Below are 20,184 nucleotides of genomic sequence, written 5' to 3' on the forward strand. Positions count from 1 at the left end.
CCTTTTATCCCACCCCGCGCCAAGCCCCTGATTTAACAGGCTTGGCGGCGGGGCAGGAAAAAAAGGGTTAGAACCACGGCACGGTGGCGTCGGGGCTGAGGCCGAAGGCGTTGAAGCGGCCGCTGTGGGTGGCCGGGGCTGGGCGTTGCTCGATGTGCATCTGGTAACGCTGGCCGGTGCTGGCACTGTTGAGGGTGAGGAAGGGCAGGGTTAGACGGCGGGCGGCGCTGTCCGGGAAACGCTGCGCGGCCTCTTCCGCGCTGATGCCCAGCCGCCGCACCAGCCGGCGGCGTTCCTTGTCCGGGTTGGTCTTGGCCTGCTTGCGCCGCACCTGCCAGGCTTCCGCCTGCGGCGGCACCGGCTGGATGGCGGCCAGCGCGATGTGGTCGCGCATGCCGCTGAGCCAGTCGCCGGCCATCAGCCGCTGCAAGGCAGCGTGGCCGCCGTGCAGGCGCAGGGTGTCGCCCAGCGCGGCGGCCGGGGCCGCGCGCGGGAAGCTGAGGCCGATGTCGTCGCGGCCTTGCTCGCTCAGCGCGCGGTGCAGCTTGGCGAACAGCGCGTTCATCAGCAGCGTGGGCGCAAACTCCGGGTCCGGGCGCAGCCGGATGTCCAGGTAATGATCCATGGCTTACTCCGCCGCGCCGAACACGCCGCCGCGGATCAGCGTGGCCAGCACAAAGTGCTGATCATGCGGCGCCGTGGCCTGGTCTTTCAGTACCCAGTTGTCCAGTAATGTGTAAAAGTCTGTTTTAGGCTGGTCTTTGGTTTTGCTGGGGGGGCGGCAAGCCTTGCCCAGCGTGGTGACCGAGCCGTAGGGCTCCACCGCGATGGGGCCGAGCTGTTCGGCTTCCGGGTGCCAGTCGTCTATGGTGCGGATGGCGTTGCCCAGCTTCTGCGAGTGGATGGCGGCGATCCTCAGCGTGCCTTGCTCGATGGCGTACAGGGTTTTGCTCTTGTCGCCGCGGCCGCGCTCCAGTACCAGTTCCTGCGACGGGAACACCTCCTGGCCGGCGCCCAGCCGCGCAAAGGCGGTGATTTGCAGCAGCAGATGGCGCTGACCGGCCAGGCCGGCGGCGATGGCGGCGGCCAGTTGTTCCAGCGCGGCGGCCTGGCTGCCGGGGTCGAAGTGGCGCAGGGACAGCGCCAGCGCGTCGAACTGCCATTGCTGCGCCGGCTGGCCTTGCTCCAGCAGCGCCACCCGCACTTCCACCTGCTCCGCGCCCACGCGGTTGCGCCACAGGAAGCGGCCGTTGGCCAGGTTGCAGGCATAGCGGCGCGCCAGCTCGGCAAAGCCGTGAGCCTGCACATAGCCGGCCACGGTGGCGCGCAGCTTGGCCTGATAGGCGCTGTCGTTGCAGGCGGACGGCGCGCCGACATTGCCCAGCACCCGTAGCGTGAAGCTGATTTTCAAGGTGTCCGCGTGGTGCGGCAGCGCGGCCACGTCCACGGTTTGCAGATTGGGGTTTTCAATCTGCGCGTCCAGCTTGGCCGGGTCCTGGTCCTTGGTTTTCAGGCGGTTGGAAATGGTGCCGCGCACGGATTTTTCGATGACCCTGACCGGCTCCCAGCCGGCGTGCTGCTCGCGCTGTTGCCAGTCGCCGGCGTGGAACAAGGCGTCGGACGGGTCCAGCTTGCGTTCAAAGGCCAATACGGTAGCGGTTTTCAGCGGTGCGGTGCTCATGAGGCTTCCTTTCTAGTCTTCTATTTCCAAGGTGGCGGCGTAATCATTGCGGCAGCGGTACAGGCCGCTGGCGGTGTCGTCGTCGGCGTACCACAGCAACTGGCCGACATCGTGCAGCCGGTGCGGGCTGAGCCATTCGCCCAGCGAATACAGGCTTTCCACAAAGCGGAACGGCGTCTGCGCGTCGCGGGCGTTGGCCACGCTGCCGGCCGGGTAGAGCGGGGACAGCGCGCCGTAGCCCACCGGCATCGGCACCGTCCAGCCCTGGCTGTGGCCGCGTTGGCTGCGCCATTCCAGCGTGCGGCGCGGCTCGCCGCCGGTCGGGTCCGCTTGTTCCTGCCAGTGAGGCGCGTGGTTGATGCGGGACAGATCCAGCCAGGCGTCGAAGAGGTCTGTTTGCGGCTGGCTGGCGCGTAGCGTGGCCAGATGGCTTTGCAGCAAGTCGTCGCGCGATACCAGCGCAAAGCCGGGCAGCAGGCTGCGCCGCAGCTGGCGGAATTCTTCGCGCCGCGTCGCCTCGTCCTCGTTCAAGGTCATCAACTGCGGCGCGGGACGGCGACGGCCGGGCAGCGGCGGCATCACGCTGCCGCCGGCAATGCGCATGCCGTGCAGGGTGTCCGCCACCTGCCGCGCCAGTTCCGACAGTTGCTCGCCGGGCGCGGCCAGCGCTTCGCCGGTGAGGCCGAACAGCAGGCTGATGTCCAGGTGGATGCGGCCTTCCTCCACGATGGCGGCGGTGGCGCCGTCCTTGTCCACCGGATTGCGGCTGAGGTGGAAACCCTGGGTGTACGCGCCGCTGGTCTGCGCCTGGTAATGGTGGCAGACCACGCCCACCGCCTCGAACTGCAAATCCAGGCTGCCGGCCAGCTTGCGCTCCAGCGCCTGGGCCAGGCCGGTGAAGGCGGTAATGGCCGGAAAGCCCCAGGTGAAGGGGCTGGAAATGGCGTTGGCGTTTTGCACCCGCAGCCGGGGCACGCTCAGCAGGCCGGTGATCACGGGCAGAGTGCTCATGCTTGCTCCTTGGCCATGGCCGCCAGCTGGCGGCGGGTTTGATCGTGCTGGGCCTGCCAGCCCAGATCCCCGGCCAGCTCGCGCGCCCAGTGGCGGAATTCCGCGTCGCCCATCTCCAGCGGGCTGGCGTCGAATTGCTGGTTCAGCCAGCGGCCGAAGCGCTTGGCCACTTCCAGCGGCCAGTCCTCGCCGTGCCAGCGCGCGGCAAAGTCCGCGTCGGTATCGGCGCGCCAAGGGTCCAGCCACAGCTGCTGGTATTCCGGCAGCCGGCAGCGCGTGTCCGCGCTCCAGCCGGGCGGCAGGCCTTCGTGCATTTCCTTGCCGAACAGCAGCAGTTCCTCCAGCAGCGCATTGCCCAGATCGTCACGACGATCTTGGGCATCTTTGTTTTGAGGCGGCTGGCTTTCCAGAAAGACGCGCAGTTGGCGGACCAGCCGGCGCACATCGTTGCGGCGGCCAAAGCGCAGCAGCGCGTCCTCGCTATTGAGCGGCGGTTTCAGGCTCAGGCTCCGCCACTGCGGCGGCAGGGAAGCCAGCAGATAGTTATTGCCCTTGCGCTCGCTATTGAGCTGGGAAATATTCTGCGGCTTGGTGCCGCCCAGCTTCTGCACCGCCAGCTGCGGATAATCGCAATAGCCGTGCGGGTGATCGCGTTGCTCGCGGCGGGCCTGGCGCGCGGCCTTGGCGGCTTCGCCGAAGCGGTGCTCCTGGATGGTTTGGTACAGCCGCTGCGCCAGCGCGCTGGGGTAGAGCGGAGCCAGCAGGTGGTAGTCCTTGTCCTCGACCGGCTCGTAACCCACCAGCCAATACACTTGCTTGGCGCGGCTATGGCTGGCGGCCGCCGCGCCGGCGTCGGTCAGCGCGGCGAAGGCGGCGATCCAGGCCTGAGCCTGCTCGGCGTCGTCGCTGAGCGCGGCGGCCAGGTCGGCGTCCTGCGCCAAGGCCAGTGCCAGCAGGCTTTGGCCGTCGTGTTGCTGCTTCAGAAACTTGTACACATCCAGCGCGGCGGCGTTGCCCACCACGTCGTCGGCAAAATCCGCGTCCAGGCAGTGGCTGCCCACTTCGCGGCGCGCCGGCAGGGTGGAGGGCGGCGCGTACAGATTGCTGCCGCGGGCGTCCGGGTGAACGGCTTTAAGGGTGTGGGTGGCGGCTTGCAGCTGGCCGGCGCGGCGGGCGGCGTCCGCCAGCCAGGCGGCCGGTTGATGCTGGGCCAGCAGCGCTTCGCGTTTGGCGTCGTCGTCGGGCGCGAGCTTGTCCAGCTTGTCGTCGCGCCGTTGCCGGATGAAGCCGGCCATCAAGGCGCGTAGTGCGGTGGCGCGGGGCGTGAGGGTAGGGGGCATGGCTGTCCTTGGATCACAAAGTCAGGAACAAACAGCAACGCGGCCCCGGCGCTATTAGGCTGCCGGGGCCTTGGTTCGGTGCTTCATCGCATGCGCATCCTCCTGTTATGCAAGGGATTAGGATGGGTGTGGGTCCGGTCTTCCAACTTTGTCACGTGCTTACGCAACACCGACCATACGCCATTTTTTTACCTAGACAAAGTCAATTTCACTTTTATCGTTAATTGATGGTGGCGACTTGTAACATCGGCGCCACTGTCGGCATAAGGCAGCTTAGAAATAGACGAAGTCGAATTTTCTTTTCAGTTCTCTGCCGGATAGGCAGATTCGAACAGGCCAGCGCGCAAGCGACTGGCCTTTTTTTACGTCCATCCGCTTGGCATGCCGTCTGCCAGTGTGCCTGCGGCGGGATCGTATTGGAATGGACAGTGGTCCGGATTTACTTGATTTGAATCAGGCGGGGGAGGGTTGGTGTTTTGGAGGAGGCATGCGGCTGGGGGATAGCCTGCAAGGGCGGCGGCTTTGCCGAGCGGGGCTGAGGCTGGAGATGGGATAGGCCTAATCAAACCAATATTGATAATCATTCCTATTTATAGTGTAAGATTGCTGCTCTCATTTGATCTGCCCACGCATCATACGCGCTGGCATGGAACCGCAACGGCACGCCTTCTTATGACTTTGACCGCTTCTCGCCTCCCCGTCAGCGCCGCGCAGCACGGCATCTGGATGGGGCAGCAACTCTCCCCGGACAACCCGAGTTACCTCACCGCCGAAGCCACCGAGCTGCGCGGCGCGCTGGACCTGGACGCCTTGCGCGACAGCGCCGCCGAGGTGCTGGCCAATTGCGCGGCGCTGAACATGCGCTTCGAGTTTGACGGCAGCCAGCTGTGGCAGCAGCCGGTGGCCGCGCAGGCGGAGATTCCCTGCCTGGACTTCAGCGCGGAGGCGGAGCCGGAAGCGGCGGCGCGGGCCTGGGTGGCCCAGACGCTGACGCGGCCATGCGATCCGGCGCGGGACGCGCTCTATCTGGGCGCGGTGCTGAAGCTGGGGTCGGAGCGGCACTGGTGGTATCTGCAAACCCACCATATCGCGCTGGACGGTTTCGCCTACGGCCTGCTGAGCCAGGCGCTGGCGGCGCGCTACAGCGCCCGCGTCAAACAGCAGGCCTTGCCGCCGCTGGCGGATTGGTCGCTGGACAAGATCGTCGCCGCCGATCACGCCTACCAGGCCAGCGAGGCCTGCGCGCAGGACCGCGACTTCTGGCTACAGCGCCAGGGCCGGCAGCCGGCGGCCAGCACGCTGGCGCCCACCGCCTTGCTGGCGGATGGCGTGAACAAGGCCGAGCAATGGCTGAGCCCGGCGCAGATCGCCGCCTGGCAGGCTTCGGCCAAACAGCACGGCGTGGACTGGGGCGCCTGGCTGCTGGCGGCGGTGGGTGCCTGGCTGGCCAAGCGCAGCGGCCGCCGCGCGCTGACCCTGGGCCTGCCGGTGATGAACCGCCTGGGCACGCCGGCGCTGGCGGTGCCGTGCATGGCGATGAATATCGCGCCGCTGAGCCTGCGGCTGGACGAAGAGCTGGGCGCGGCGGACTTGAGCCGCCAGCTGGCGGACAGCCTGCGCGCGATCCGGCCGCATCAACGCTACCGCTACGAGCAGCTGCGCGGCGATCTGGCGCGCGTCGGCGGCCAGCAGCGCTTGTTTGGCGCGGTGGTGAACCTGATGCCTTTCGACCGCCGCGCGCCGTTCGCCGGCCTGGACAGCCGGGTGTTGCCGCTGGGCTCCGGCCCGGTGGAGGATGTGTCGATCAATTTCAGTCTGTTGAACACCGAATGGCGGCTGTGCCTGGAAGCCAATCCCAACGCCTACCCGCAGGCGGAGCTGGACGGTTTCCGCGACGATTTGCTGGCCTGGCTGGACGCCTGGGCCGGCCGCGCGCCGGAAGCCGCGCTGAGCGAGCTGTTGCCGGAGCTGCCGCCGCTGAGCGTGCTGGACGGCCCGGCGCTGGAGCGCGAGCCGCGGGAGGTGCTGAGCCTGATCCGCGCCGCCGCCGCCGCGCGGCCGGACGCGACGGCGCTGGAGCAGGACGGCGAGCGCCTGTCCTACCGCGAGCTGTTGCAGCGCGTGCTGCAACTGGCCGGCCGCCTGCAAGCCGCCGGCCTGCAGGCGGAGGAGCGGGTGGCTATCGTGCTGCCGCGCAGCCCGGAAGCCATCGTCGCCATCCTGGCCACGCTGTGGGCCGGCGGTTGCTATGTGCCGCTGGACCCGCACGGCCCGCCCACGCGGCTGGCCATGGTGCTGGACGACGCGCAGCCGCGGCTGGCCGTCACCCTGAACGCCTGGCGTCCGCTCTTGGGCGCCGTGCCGGCGCTATGCCTGGACCTGCCGCCGCAACAGGACGCGCTGGCCGCCGCGGACCCGGCGCCGGAAGCCGGCCAAGCCGCTTATCTGCTCTACACCTCCGGTTCCACCGGCAAGCCCAACGGCGTGCTGGTCAGCCACGGCGCGCTGGCCCAGTTCGTCAGCAGCGCCGGCCAGCTGTACCGCATCGGCGCCGACGAACGCATTCTGCAATTCGCGCCGCTGCACTTTGACGCCAGCATCGAGGAAATCTTCCTGGCGCTGTGCCATGGCGGCACCCTGGTGCTGCGCACCGACGCGATGCTGGAATCCATGCCGGCCTTCGCCGCCGCGGTGGCGCGCCAGCGCATCAGCGTGCTGGACCTGCCCACCGCCTTCTGGCACGAACTGGCCTTCGCCTTGCAGCCGGAACTGGCCGCGCAGCTGGCCAGCGTGCGGCTGACCATCATCGGCGGCGAAGCCGCGCTGCCGGAACGCGCCGGCCGTTGGCAGGCGCTGTTGCCCAGCAGCGTGCTGCTCAACAGCTATGGTCCCACCGAGGCCTCCATCATCGCCACCAGCGCCATTCTGTCCGGTCCCGGCGCGGTATGGGACGGCGGCGACAGCGTGCCCATCGGCCTGCCGCGCCCCGGCGTGCGCGCCGCCATCGTGGACGAGCGCCTGCAGCCGGTGGCGCAGGGCGAGGACGGCGAACTGTGCCTGCTGGGCGAGGCGCTGGCCATCGGCTACTTAGGCCGCGAAGAACTGACCGCGCGCCGCTTCGTCACCTTGGACGCGCTGCCCGGCGCGCCGCGCGCCTACCGTACCGGCGACCGCGCACGGCTGAGCGACGGCCAGCTGCGCTTCCTGGGCCGGCTGGATCATGAAATGAAAATCAGCGGCCTGCGCATCGACCCGGCCGAAATCGAAAACGCGCTGCTGGCCTGCCCGGAGGTGCGCGAGGCGGCGGTGGTGGGCCTGCCGCTGGTCGGCGGCGGCTATACCCTGGCCGCCTTCCTCAGCGGCGGCGAGACCGAGCCGGCGACGATGCGCTCGCGCTTGGCCGAGGTGCTGCCGGCGGCGGCGATCCCGGATCACTGGCGCTGGCTGGACAGCCTGCCGCGCAACGTCAACGGCAAGATAGACCGCAAGCAGTTGGCCGCCGGCATGGAGGCGCAAGCGCCGGCCGCGGCGGAAGACGCCAGCCCGCTGGAACGCCAGGTGATGGAGGTATGGCAGCAAGTGTTGGGCGTCACCCCGCCCAGCCGCTACGCCAACTTCTTCGAACTGGGCGGCAAATCGCTGCAAGCCATCCAGGTGGCCAACCGGCTGGCGCAGCGCCTGAACCGCGAAGTGGCAGTGTCCGCGCTGTTCAGCCACAGCACGGTGGCGGCGCTGGCGCAGGCGCTGAGCGCGCCCGCCGCGCACCGGCCGCCGTCCGCCAGCGAAGGCCAGGAATTCGCGCCGCTGCTGACCATCCAGCCCGGCGCGCTGCCGGCGCTGTTCTGCCTGCACCCGGCGGAAGGCCTGTCCTGGTGCTATCTGGGCCTGGCCAAACACCTGCCCGGCGTGGCCATCTACGGCTTGCAGGCCACCGGCATCACCGGCGACAAGCCGGCCAGCTTCGACGCCATGGTGGCGGACTACGTGGCCCGCGTGCGCGAAGTCCAGCCGCAAGGGCCGTACCGGCTACTGGGCTGGTCCCTGGGCGGCGGGTTGGCGCAGGCGATGGCGGCGCAGTTGCGCGCCGCCGGCGAAACCGTGGAACTGACGGCGCTGATGGACAGCTATCCGACCGCCAGCTGGCAGGGCCGGCCGCAACCGACATTGCACGACGCGCTGGTGACGGTGCTCAGCGTCAACGGCGAAGTGGACGCCGACGAGAACGGCCAGCCGCTGGACAATGAGGCGATCTACCAGCGCCTGCTGCGCCCCGGCAGCCCGCTGGCGCCGCTGGGCCGCGCCGCGCTGGAACGGCTGGGCGCGGCCTCGCTGCACGGCATGCAATTGTTCCGCGACAGCCAGACCCCGCGTTACGACGGCGACGTGCTGCTGTTCCGCGCCGGCGTCCACCCGGAAGACGCGCCTAAGCCGGAAGACTGGCGGCCCTTCCTCGGCGGCACGCTGGAGTGCGTGGAGCTGGATTGCGATCACTTCGGCATGAGCGATCCGGAGCCGATGCGAAGGATAGGCGAGGAGTTGGCGCGGCGGCTGGGTGGAAAGTCCATCTAATGGGCTAGGAGCGGCGATCAAGCTGCCAGAGGCTTACCGTACCCAAGTACTGCCTAGGTCGGCACGCCTTGCCTTTGCCGTAAAACTGAATTGTGAGCGACTTCAAGGCACCAAGGGTGTTAAGAATGGTTCGTTGAGCAAAAAACAACGCCGCGCATTCCTGAGTGAAGCGCGGCGTTTTTCTATGCTTAATCTAATAGTGGATGAAAAATACAATATCAATAATCACCACTGATTAGGTACGGAAATGGAGGCTGGGTGAACGCGTGCTATCAATCTATGCTAATTTCAAGTATGGCTCCGGTATCGCTGACGAGTAAATGGCCATTACGAGGGTCAATGGCGACATCTCTTGGCGCGGTTAGCGTCGCTGGCAGTGCTCCGGCAAGCGTTCCCTTTTTGCCGAGTTGCCCGGCGACAATCGATACACTCCCATCCGGCGATATTTTTCGGATGACCGCATTTCCGGTATCCGCGACAAAGATATTGCCCGCTTTATCTATCGCAATGCCTCTTGCTTTTTTGAATTGAGCTTGCGAGGAAATTGCCTCCATTTGTTGTGTGGAGGTGTTAAGGCGGAACACCGCATTACTGGCCATGAAAATCTCACCAGCGGGAGATATGGCGATGTCAGCTCCAATGATGTCATTGTCTGGAATAGGGAAGGATCTTTGACTAAAGATAGTGGTTTTAGCACCGCTGGCGCTTAGCTTGTGAATGCCGGTGGTGTCGATGAGGTAAATATTTCCTGCGGCATCTTCCGTTAAGCCCTGTACATCACCATACCGGTAGACATCTTGATAGAAAACCTCAGCTTTGCCATTTACAAGCTTGAATACCCCATTTTTATTAGTGGTTGTGAAGTAAATCGCTCCAGATTGACTCTTTAGCAAGCCGGTTATTTTGTCATAATCTGATGGGGTGTACAGGCTTTTAACGCAACCATTGCTTTCAATGGATCTTATGAAGCTGTGATCCACAAATATCTTTTCACCATCCAGCCCAGCAGATAGCATGAATGGCTTGGCTAATATCGCATCGCCACAGCTGTCTTGCATTCTGTTTTCAATTCTATAGCCGCCTGCCACGATACTGAGATGCCCTTGCAGATCTCTTTTTTGAATGGTCGCATTTTTGCTATTTACAATATAGACACTGCCATCACTCTCCATGGTGAGAAGAGGATCCGCATCCAATGGATCAGTAAGGTTTAAGTCAGCCTCCCCTCTAATGATGGTAGATGACTCCCCACTAGGAGTAACTTTCTCGATGTCATGAGTGTAGTAGTGAACGTCGTAAATATTGCCATCGCTATCGATACCTGCACTGAAAGTATTTTTCTTTCTTAATAACTCTAGCTTTTTATTTGAGTCAATCCGGTAGTAGCTGTCGGAAGAACCAAAATAGAGTCGACCTAGACTATCTATTTGCTCCAAGTCACGAGGGTAAGCACTGGTCGTGGGTGTTTTGCTCCAGCCATTCCGCTCGGTGTATTCATATAGGCCTATATCAAGCAAGGCGTAGAGCTTGCCATTGCCATTGGACAAGATCTGATAAATATCCCCATTGTCGGGTGATAGAATGACCGACTTTACATTTGCTGGGGATACTTTATAGATGGTTACTCTTCCCCCTGGAATATAATCACCATTTAAATAATAGAAGCCGCCATTTTCCCCCGCAGAGACGCTGGCAAAGTTCTCTCCGGAAAGTATCGTGACGACATTGCCCATTTTGTCTATTCGTCTTATAGACTTTTGTTCAACTCGCCCTCCCAGATCATTAACGGTAGTTACAGTGTCAATTAAGAACAAGTAGCCATCGATACTGCTTGACACTTTGCCTGGCGAAGTAAATCGGGCATTCGTGCCATTGCCATCTAGGTTGCCTGGACCAAAGATGCTGCCTGCTAGAACACGCATGCCTGAGCGCGCCACTGAAATTGTCGCGGTTGCCTGGGTTTGTTGCCCATTGCTGCTGTAGGCATAGGCGGTGACGGTGAATGTTCCGGAAGAGGGAAAGTGATGGGTTGGGCTTTTTTCTTTTACCAAACTCGAACCATCTCCAAAATCCCACGCATAGTCAAGATTGCCCTCTCCTGTCACTATCATATCAAACCGGATGAACTCTCCCGCCAAGATGGATAAATTACTGGGGTTCATGGAGTAAATGATTGGAGAGGGAGGAGAGACAACTTGTATTGTCGTGGCGGCTGTTGCTATCTCACCGGCTTCATCGGTTACTGTGACTCTGGCGAGATACGTTCCTGCCTTTTTATAGGTATGGGTTTGAAAATCTCCATCGCCCTTTTCTCCGTCTCCAAATTCCCATGAAAATCGCACACTTCTATAGCCGCTACCATAGGCTTTAAGGCTTACCGCTTGGCCTGAGGTGATTTGGCCGGTATTTTGAATGACCAATTGCGCGGTTGGTTTGGAAGTGGCAACGTTAACGCTTGCTTGCGATGTTGATGTGTTTCCATTCTTGTCTTTAGCTTTTAGCGTTATTTGATAGCTGCCAGCCTTAGAGTAAGCATGAATTACTTTTTTCCCTTGGATGATGCTGCCATCACCAAAATCCCACTCATAATTTATGGGAAGGCTACCTGTGCCTATTGCCTCCAATTCAATTGAATCCCCAATTGTCAGCGCATTGGTACTTAATCCGGTGATCGTGGCGGTGACTTTTGCCGGAAGAATGGAGATCTTCGAGCTTGACTGCGCCCTAAGCCCAGCTTGATTAGTGATTGCCAGAGTTACCGTATAGCTGCCTTCCGACGCGTAGGAGTGCGAAGGCGCTGCATCAGTTGATTTTTTCCCATCGCCAAAATCCCACTCGTAAGTATGAGGACCCTGATTGCTTTCACCAATAAAGCTTAATAGCTCACCCGCAAAAACTCCTTTCGGGGCATTTATATTGATATGCGCGCTTGGCGTTGTCGATGGAGCGCCTCCCCCAGAGCCTCCCCCTCCACCACCTCCTCCTCCGCAGGCTGCTAGTATTGCGCACATGAGAATGACAATCGTTTTTTTAATTAAATTGAATCGGATCACGGGTTGAACTCTTTATAATGATTGTTTAATTTATTACATGATTATTCAATGAAATATTCTAATGCCAATCATTATATTATGCAATAAGCGCATGTCATGTTTGAGCGTGAGTTAGTTCTTACGAGTGCTGGCAACAAGATCTTTGCTGGAACGAGGTGCAGCGGGCAAAAGCGATGAGGGCTATCTAGAGTGGGTTCGGCAAGCTCGATGAGTTTTCTAAGACACTGATCTGGCGGTGAATGTGGCGTAGTAATCCGCCGACGCGGTGGATGTTTTCTAAAAAGTGGTTCAAAGGTTCACGAACGAGGACAGATAGCGGCTGAAGATTCGACCCTTGTCTTTGCGGTAAGCTAAAAAGTGGAGCAGGACTTTAACCGCTTCGGCATGAGCGATCCGGAGCCGATGCGAAGGATAGGCGAGGAGTTGGCGCGGCGTTTGACTTGAGCCGCGCCGGTTTGAGGAAAAACGCCGTTCACCTTGGGTGAGCGGCGTTTTTGCTTTTTGAGCGCGGCTTGCTCCGTAAGAGTCTGTTTACGATCTCGCGAGCAAGAGTGAGACAAGGCGTTGCGGCTGAGAAAGCGGAGTGTACATCCGGTACATGAGCATTTCGAAGGGCTGTTTACCGTGTACGCGCAGCAGATCGTAAACAGGTTCTAAGGACTGATTTTCAGGTGGCCGATCACGCATCGCATGGGCTCCATTTATTCGTGCCGGTTCAGTCGCAGCGCATAGCATCCATGGGCGGGGAAACGCAGCATCGCGAAAGCGATCTCGGGCCGTGCCTCCCAGCGTGTCAGAGTCGCCTCCACCTCATGCGTTGGCAGCAGTGCGGCTTCCTGCATGGTCTGTTCTTTGTCGTAAGCGCGCAGCGCCACGCTGTCGCCGAGGTAGGCATTCTCGCCGACGCGGTGCAGTAGCGCTGACAGCTCGGGCAGAGGCTCCGGCTGTGATTCAGCCGCCAGGAAAACCGGGCCATACTCGCGGTATGGACCGACTTGGTGGAATGGGCTGTAGCTCGCCAGAATCAGCTCCTCTCCACAGATGGCGCGTCGCAGCGCATCGCGGAACGGTTCGCCGCCGGCGGCAGCCATCCGCCGCACGGGCTGGCCGAGCGCATCAATCCCTTTGTGTCGTGCCCGTTCGACGAAAACCGGATCCAAGGTTTCCAGTTGCCAAGCCATGCCGCGCTCCTTCGTATCATTGAGAGGTCCGAAGTCTATGGCGGCGTACCCCTGCGGGCGACCCGATTCTTGCTGTGCTCGTTTTCAGGCAATCGCTGTGTATGGCAAGTGGAATTGCCCCGTCTCCGTTTTCGAACTCACCGCCGCGCGGTGCATTTCCTCGGTGACTTTTCTAAGCTGCCTACCCGGCAGTGAACTGGGCCGTTTCCCGGCCAAGGCGCTGGAGCTGTTTCTAAGCTGCCTATCCGGCAGTGAACCTTGGCGTTGCGGCTGGCCACCTTCGGATTGATTTCTAAGCTGCCTACCCGGCAGTGAACAACTTGACTGCGGAACACCATCGCATCCGATATTTCTAAGCTGCCTACCCGGCAGTGAACTTTCCCGCGCCGATTCCCCTTCACCGTAGATTTTTCTAAGCTGCCTACCCGGCAGTGAACAGCAGGGTCTTGATGGCCACCCGCCGCGACAGTTTCTAAGCTGCCTACCCGGCAGTGAACTCCGGACTGGAGTGGCGCGCCGACACCTGGCATTTCTAAGCTGCCTACCCGGCAGTGAACGCCCAGCGTTACAGCCGGCGCACCGGCCTGAATTTCTAAGCTGCCTACCCGGCAGTGAACCTTCCACATCGGGCCGCGGCCGTAGGCTTCAGTTTCTAAGCTGCCTACCCGGCAGTGAACTGCGGAGGCGCCCGCGCTGGCGATGTCATCCATTTCTAAGCTGCCTATCCGGCAGTGAACAGTCAGACGATGCTAGTTTTCACAGCCGGATATTTCTAAGCTGCCTATCCGGCAGTGAACCAGCGTATCAGCGCCGCTATAGCTGCCGTGCTTTTCTAAGCGGCCTATCCGGCAGTGAACCAAGGGCGGGTTGTGCCTCGGCCTGGCAATCCTTTCTAAGCTGCCTATCCGGCAGTGAACGACGAGTCAGCGCGGCGCCCGTCGATGTTCTTTTTCTAAGCTGCCTATCCGGCAGTGAACATACGGCTAATACTGGGTCAGGCACTGGTACTTTTCTAAGCTGCCTATCCGGCAGTGAACCCGAGTCGAGTAGCAGGGCGAGCGCAGATCCTTTTCTAAGCTGCCTATCCGGCAGTGAACGAGTTGAGTCAGCGGCTGGCCCTGGCCGAGCATTTCTAAGCTGCCTATCCGGCAGTGAACCTTGTCGTGGCCGCGTTCATCATCTTCCGTAGTTTCTAAGCTGCCTATCCGGCAGTGAACGATCCGCAGTCTTGGCCGACACTGCCGCCTGATTTCTAAGCTGCCTATCCGGCAGTGAACCCGTCGCTGCACAAGTTCGCATCGGTCATCAATTTCTAAGCTGCCTATCCGGCAGTGAACCATGTGTCACCTCTTGCGCCCCGCACGAAGACTTTCTAAGCTGCCTATCCGGCAGTGAACACACCAACGGCGGCGGCGCTTTTTTTATGGGCTTTCTAAGCTGCCTATCCGGCAGTGAACGAATGGCGGCTGGCGCATAACGAGGCCGACCTTTTCTAAGCTGCCTATCCGGCAGTGAACCTGGGCGACATCGGACAAGATGTTCACATCAATTTCTAAGCTGCCTATCCGGCAGTGAACGCCGACTGTCAGGCAAAGGCGCGGCCCCTTCATTTCTAAGCTGCCTATCCGGCAGTGAACGTTCTCGCGTTTTGCTCGCTACGGCCGGCGTTTTTCTAAGCTGCCTATCCGGCAGTGAACTTCTCATAATTATTTGCAATTTCACCCCGGCGTTTCTAAGCTGCCTATCCGGCAGTGAACAGGAATTTCATGTCAATCTCCAGTGAAGTGAATTTCTAAGCTGCCTATCCGGCAGTGAACATAACGGGCGATATCGACGAATGAGCCGTAGTTTTCTAAGCTGCCTATCCGGCAGTGAACCGGTTAATCCTGCCTGCCTTCCTTCGCCGGATTTTCTAAGCTGCCTATCCGGCAGTGAACATCATGCTGTGTTATTTGGTTGCGTACGCCTTTTTTCTAAGCTGCCTATCCGGCAGTGAACAATTCAAGCCACCCTGCAAAGATTCTGGAAAATTTCTAAGCTGCCTATCCGGCAGTGAACTGTGGCACAAACCGCCACAGTGGGGCCCCTAGTTTCTAAGCTGCCTATCCGGCAGTGAACGCCACGTTCACATGGCAAGGCTCTACGAAAAATTTCTAAGCTGCCTATCCGGCAGTGAACATAGACCCACACAAAATGAGTGACATCATGAAGTTTCTAAGCTGCCTATCCGGCAGTGAACGCTTTGGCCGGCAAAACTCAAACTCGTATCGTTTTCTAAGCTGCCTATCCGGCAGTGAACCCTTACCAGAGGCCGGACGGCCACGCTTTTTATTTCTAAGCTGCCTATCCGGCAGTGAACAGACGGTTTACATCTACGGCTACGACCGTGAATTTCTAAGCTGCCTATCCGGCAGTGAACAAACAGTACTACGGGATGATGCGGGAGCTTGTGTTTCTAAGCTGCCTATCCGGCAGTGAACATGGGGGCAGGTATATTGCCGCTCATCTGGTTTTTCTAAGCTGCCTATCCGGCAGTGAACAATTGTGTGAATTTGATCATGTCTTTTTTTCATTTCTAAGCTGCCTATCCGGCAGTGAACTATTGGGACCACCAGCGCCGTATGGCGTTGTCTTTCTAAGCTGCCTATCCGGCAGTGAACACATACTGCTGAGGCGTCAAAGGCTCAGTTTTTTTCTAAGCTGCCTATCCGGCAGTGAACCATGACACTCGGCACGAAGCGATCTCCAGGCTTTTCTAAGCTGCCTATCCGGCAGTGAACTAGAGTCTACACCGCCCACAGTCCTTATGGCGTGGGCATTTGCAGCGATTCTTTCGGCTTTGACCCAAATTTTCAGCTTATCGCTAAGTCATTGTTTTTAAATGTCAGCTCCAGGGGGCAGAAAAAAAGGGTAGACCGCGCTGGCTGTCCCTGCGCTCATGCCCATGGCAAGATGCGCTGTCGCGTTCCATTCCGAAGGATTCGCCGTGTCCGATTTTTCCCCGTCCGATCTCAAGACCATTCTGCATTCCAAGCGCGCCAATCTTTACTACCTGCAGCACTGCCGGGTGCTGGTCAATGGCGGGCGGGTGGAATACGTCACCGACGCGGGCAAGGCTTCGCTGTACTGGAATATCCCCATCGCCAACACTAGTTGCATCCTGCTGGGCACCGGCACCTCGGTGACGCAGGCGGCGATGCGGGAGCTGGCCAAGGCCGGGGTGATGGTGGGGTTTTGCGGCGGGGGCGGCACGCCCTTATTCAGCGCCAATGAGCTGGAGCAGGAGGCGGCGTGGTTTGCGCCGCAAAGCGAGTACCGGCCCACGGAATATCTGCAGTACTGGGTGCGTTTCTGGTTTGACGACGCGCAGCGGCTGGCTGCGGCCAAGGATGTGCAGCTGGCGCGGCTGGGCTGCTTGCAGCGGCATTGGCTGGGCAGCCGCGCCTTGCGCGAAGCCGGTTTTGTGGTGGAGGAGGCCGGCCTGGAGGCGGCCTTGCAGGCTTCGCGCCAGGCGATCGCCCAGGCGCCGGACCATGCGCATTTGCTGACCGTGGAGGCGCGGCTGACCAAGCTGCTGTTCCGCCTGGCGGCGCAGGCCACCGGTTATGGCGATTTCAGCCGCGCCAAGCGCGGCGCCGGCACGGACCCGGCCAATGCTTTTCTGGATCACGGCAATTACCTGGCTTACGGCTTGGGCGCCACCGCGGCCTGGGTGCTGGGTTTGCCGCACGGCCTGGCGGTGTTGCACGGCAAGACCCGGCGCGGCGGGCTGGTGTTCGACGCGGCGGATCTGGTCAAGGACGCGCTGATTCTGCCGCAGGCCTTTGTTTCCGCGATGCGCGGCGACGATGAGCAGACTTTCCGCCAGGCTTGCATCGAGGCGCTGACCCGCGGCGAGGCGCTGGACTTCATCATCGACACCTTGAAGGACATTGCCGAGCGGCGGGGGCGGGCGGCATGAATATCCTGCTGATTTCGCAATGCGACAAGAGGGCGCTGACGCGCAGCCGGCAGATTCTGGACCAGTTCGCCGAGCGCCGCGGCGACCGCGTCTGGCAAACGCCCATCACCCAGGCCGGGCTGGACACGCTGCGGCGCTTGCTGCGCCAGAGCGCGCGCAAGAACACCGCGGTGGCCTGCCACTGGATACGCGGCCAGGATCATAGCGAGCTGCTGTGGATAGTCGGCGACGCCAGCCGCTTCAACGCCGACGGCGCCACGCCCACGCACAGCACCCGCCGCAATGTGCTGCGCAGCGCGGACGAGAACGATTGGCACAGCGGCGAGGACATCCAGCTGCTGGCCGGCCTGGCGGCCTTGCTGCATGACCTGGGCAAGGCTAGCCAGGCGTTTCAGCAACGGCTGCGCGGCGAACGGACCGAGCGCAATCTCTACCGCCACGAGTGGGTGTCGCTGCGCTTGTTCCAGGCCTTTGTCGGCGATGACGACGACGCCGGCTGGCTGGCGCGCTTGCGGCAGCCGACGGAGCAGGATCACGCCAGCTGGCTGGCGCGTTTGCAGGCGGACGGCATGGGGGAGGCGTGCGAGCCGCCGTTTGCCCGTTTGCCGCCGCTGGCCGCCGCGGTGGGCTGGCTGGTGCTGACTCATCACCGGCTGCCGCTGATGCCGGAGTTCAAGCAGGAGCGGCAATGCCGCTTGGGCGGCAAGCTGCAGGGCTTTCAAAGCCGCATGCTGTTGAATATTCCGGCCCATATCGACGCGCGCTGGAACGAATGGCGGGAGACGGAGGCCGAGCCGGCGCAGCTGGCGCCGTATTGGCGTTTCCCGCTGGGCCTGCCGGTGAATACGCCGGCCTGGAGCCGCCGCGCCGCGCGGCTGGCGGACAAGCTGGCCGCGCGCCTGACCGCGCGCGGCGAGACGCGCTGGCTGGACAATCTTTACGCGATGCATGTGGCGCGGCTGAGCCTGATGCTGGCGGATCACCATTTTTCCAGCCTGGATTACGCCCAACTGCGGCACAAGCGCGGCCAGGCCGGCTATCCGCTGTGGGCGAATACTCATGGCCGGTCCGGCGATTTCAATCAGCCGCTGGACGAGCATTTGCTGGGCGTGGCGGAGCAGAGCGCTTTGGTATGCCGCGCCTTGCCCGGTTTTGAGCGCGAGCTGCCGCGGCTGTCGCGGCGCAAGCGCTTGCTGCAGCGCAGCGCCGATGGGCGCTTCCGCTGGCAGGACCGCGCCGCGGACCTGGCCGCGGGAATGCGCGCGCGGGCGGCGGAGCAGGGCGCTTTCATCGTCAACATGGCGTCCACCGGCTGCGGCAAGACGCTGGGCAATGCGCGGATCATGTACGCCTTGGCGGACCCGGCGCTGGGCCTGCGTTGCGCGTTTGCGCTGGGCTTGCGCGCGCTGACGCTGCAAACCGGCCAGGCCTTCCGCCAGCGGCTGCGCCTGAACGAGGAGGATCTAGCCATCTGCGTGGGCGGCAGCGCCAACACCCAGTTGTTCAAACACTATCAACGGCAGGCGGAGGCCAGCGGCTCGGCCTCGCGCCAGGCTTTGTGGGACGAGGGCGGCGAGGTGCGTTACGAGGCCGGCGGCGAACACCCGCTGCTGTCGCGCGCGCTGCGCGATCCGCAAACGGCCAAGCTACTGCAGGCGCCGCTGCTGGTGTGCACCATAGACCATCTGACGCCGGCGACGGAAAACCAGCGCGGCGGGCGGCAGATCGCGCCCATGCTGCGGCTGATGAGCGGGGACCTGGTGCTGGACGAGCCGGACGATTTCGACCTAGCGGATTTGCCGGCGCTGACCCGGCTGGCGCATTGGGCCGGCTTGCTGGGCAGCCGGCTGCTGCTGTCGTCCGCCACCTTGCCGCCGGCGCTGATCGAGGGTTTGTTCGAGGCTTATCTGGCCGGCCGCCGTCAGTTCCAGGCCAATCGCGGCCAGCCGGGACGGCCGCTGGCGGTGTGCTGCGCCTGGGTGGATGAACAGGACCGGGCCCAGGAAGACTGCGCCGATGTCGACGCTTTCCGTCGGCGGCAAGGTCAGTTTGCCGGCCGGCGCGCCGATTGGCTGGCCACACAGCCGGCGCGGCGCAACGCTGAACTATTGCCGTTGAGTTTTGGCCAGGGGCAGGCGCCGGCCTTGCGTCGGGAGTTCGCCGCCCAGTTGCAGCCGGCCATCGAGCGCTTGCACCGGCTCAATCAGCAGCGGGACCCGATCAGCGGCCAGGCGGTCAGTTTCGGCCTGGTGCGCATGGCCAATATCCAGCCCTTGTTCGAGGTGGCGCTGGCCTTGTACGCGCTGCCGTGGCCGGCGCACTGGCAGCTGCATTTATGCGTCTACCACTCGCAATACCCGTTGATGTTGCGTTCCGCCATCGAACGCCAGCTGGACCAGGCGCTGAATCGTTCCAATCCGCAAGCGGTGTTCACGCTGCCGGCCATCCGTCGCGAGCTGGACGCTGAGCCGGAGCGCGAGCATGTGTTCATTGTGCTGGGTTCGCCGGTGACCGAGGTGGGTCGGGATCACGATTACGACTGGGCGATCGTCGAGCCCTCGTCGATGCGTTCGCTGATCCAGCTGGCCGGCCGGCTGCGCCGCCACCGTCCGGATCCGTGGGACAAGGTGAATGTGCTGATTGCCGAGCGCAATCTGCGCAGCGTGGAACAGCCGAAGAGGTCATCAGGAAAATCACTGGCTTTCTACCAGCCAGGCTTTGAGAGCGATGAGTTTGTCTTGGACAGCTATCTACTGAGCGAACTGCTGGAGGAGGACGAGTACCGGCATCTGGACGCGCGGCCGCGCATCGTGCAGCCGGAGCCCTTGCAGTCGACGCGGCGCTTGTCGCATCTGGAGCATGCGCGGCTGGCGCAGATGATGTCGCCGGCCGGCCAGGCCAAAGTCGCCAGCAGCCGGCCGGGGCGCGAGGGCCAGGCCATCGCGCCCTTGGGCGCGTATAGCTGCTGGCAGCAGCCGCAGGCGCTGCTCAGCGGAGTGCTGGCGCAGCAGCAGCCTTTCCGCGCCGGCGGGGAGCCGGAGCTGGACTTGCTGTTATTGCCCACCGAGGACGGGGACGATTACGCGCTGCACCGGGTGGAAAGCCGGCCGTGGCCGGAGCCTCCGCATTTCACGCCGGTGGAGGCCAGCCTGAACCAGCGGGTGCCGGACGCGGCGTTGACGCAGCCGAATATCCGGCCCTGGGGCGTCAGCGATTATCCGGCGGCCTTGGCCGAGCTGGCGGCGGAACTGGGCATGGAGCTGGACGCCTGCGCGCGGCGCTTTGGCGGGCTGAGCTTGCCGCAGTCGGACAATGGCTGGCGCTTCCATCCGGCGCTGGGGTTTTGCAAGGCTTGAGGCGCGCCAGCAATGAAAACGGCCGAGGCGGC

Annotated in this window: 9 protein-coding genes and 1 CRISPR repeat array; of the genes, 3 read left to right on the forward strand and 6 right to left on the reverse strand. The window is 62.3% G+C overall.

Annotated elements, in window-relative coordinates; genetic code table 11:
* Nucleotides 1-67: 67 nt before the first annotated feature.
* From cas6f to csy1, 4 genes are read right to left on the reverse strand one after another with little or no spacing between them, the layout of a single operon-like run.
* A complete protein-coding gene (gene cas6f, locus QUG03_RS04890) occupies nucleotides 68-625 on the reverse strand; it encodes a type I-F CRISPR-associated endoribonuclease Cas6/Csy4 (protein WP_500819536.1) in 558 nt (185 codons plus the stop codon).
* A 3-nt stretch (nucleotides 626-628) separates the two neighbouring features.
* Nucleotides 629-1,681 (reverse strand): type I-F CRISPR-associated protein Csy3, encoded by a 1,053-nt coding sequence (gene csy3 / locus QUG03_RS04895; protein ID WP_500819538.1) that lies wholly within the window; start codon nucleotides 1,679-1,681, stop codon nucleotides 629-631.
* 12 nt (nucleotides 1,682-1,693) lie between these two features.
* Nucleotides 1,694-2,692 (reverse strand): type I-F CRISPR-associated protein Csy2, encoded by a 999-nt coding sequence (gene csy2, locus QUG03_RS04900; protein ID WP_500819539.1) that lies wholly within the window; start codon nucleotides 2,690-2,692, stop codon nucleotides 1,694-1,696.
* The gene (gene csy1 / locus QUG03_RS04905) at nucleotides 2,689-4,032 is read right to left on the reverse strand and encodes a type I-F CRISPR-associated protein Csy1 (RefSeq protein ID WP_500819540.1); all 1,344 of its coding nucleotides are present in this window, start codon (nucleotides 4,030-4,032) and stop codon (nucleotides 2,689-2,691) included. Before csy1 ends, csy2 begins: the two co-directional genes overlap by 4 nt.
* Nucleotides 4,033-4,704: 672 nt before the next feature.
* Between csy1 and QUG03_RS04910 the strand changes: the two genes are divergently transcribed.
* The gene (locus QUG03_RS04910; RefSeq protein WP_500819542.1) at nucleotides 4,705-8,601 is read left to right on the forward strand and encodes an amino acid adenylation domain-containing protein; all 3,897 of its coding nucleotides are present in this window, start codon (nucleotides 4,705-4,707) and stop codon (nucleotides 8,599-8,601) included.
* A gap of 272 nt (nucleotides 8,602-8,873) precedes the next feature.
* Here QUG03_RS04910 and QUG03_RS04915 read toward each other — a convergent pair whose 3' ends face one another.
* Together QUG03_RS04915 and QUG03_RS04920 are read right to left on the reverse strand one after the other, a co-directional pair.
* A complete protein-coding gene (locus QUG03_RS04915) occupies nucleotides 8,874-11,654 on the reverse strand; it encodes a PKD domain-containing protein (RefSeq protein ID WP_500819543.1) in 2,781 nt (926 codons plus the stop codon).
* Between the two features lie 701 nt (nucleotides 11,655-12,355).
* On the reverse strand, nucleotides 12,356-12,835 hold the full coding sequence (locus QUG03_RS04920; RefSeq protein ID WP_500819544.1) for a DUF1203 domain-containing protein: 480 nt from the start codon (nucleotides 12,833-12,835) through the stop codon (nucleotides 12,356-12,358).
* A gap of 169 nt (nucleotides 12,836-13,004) precedes the next feature.
* A CRISPR array of direct repeats spans nucleotides 13,005-15,615; the repeat unit is 28 nt; unit sequence TTTCTAAGCTGCCTATCCGGCAGTGAAC.
* Nucleotides 15,616-15,821: 206 nt separating this feature from the next.
* Here QUG03_RS04920 and cas1f point away from each other — a divergent pair.
* Nucleotides 15,822-16,796, forward strand: a complete 975-nt coding sequence (gene cas1f / locus QUG03_RS04925; protein WP_500819546.1) for a type I-F CRISPR-associated endonuclease Cas1f — start codon at nucleotides 15,822-15,824, stop codon at nucleotides 16,794-16,796.
* Nucleotides 16,793-20,152: a type I-F CRISPR-associated helicase Cas3f gene (gene cas3f / locus QUG03_RS04930; protein WP_500819548.1), complete on the forward strand. Its 3,360-nt coding sequence runs from the start codon at nucleotides 16,793-16,795 to the stop codon at nucleotides 20,150-20,152. Before cas1f ends, cas3f begins: the two co-directional genes overlap by 4 nt.
* The last annotated feature ends 32 nt before the right edge of the window (nucleotides 20,153-20,184 follow it).

Source organism: Chromobacterium sp. CCUG 30098 (assembly GCF_059916605.1).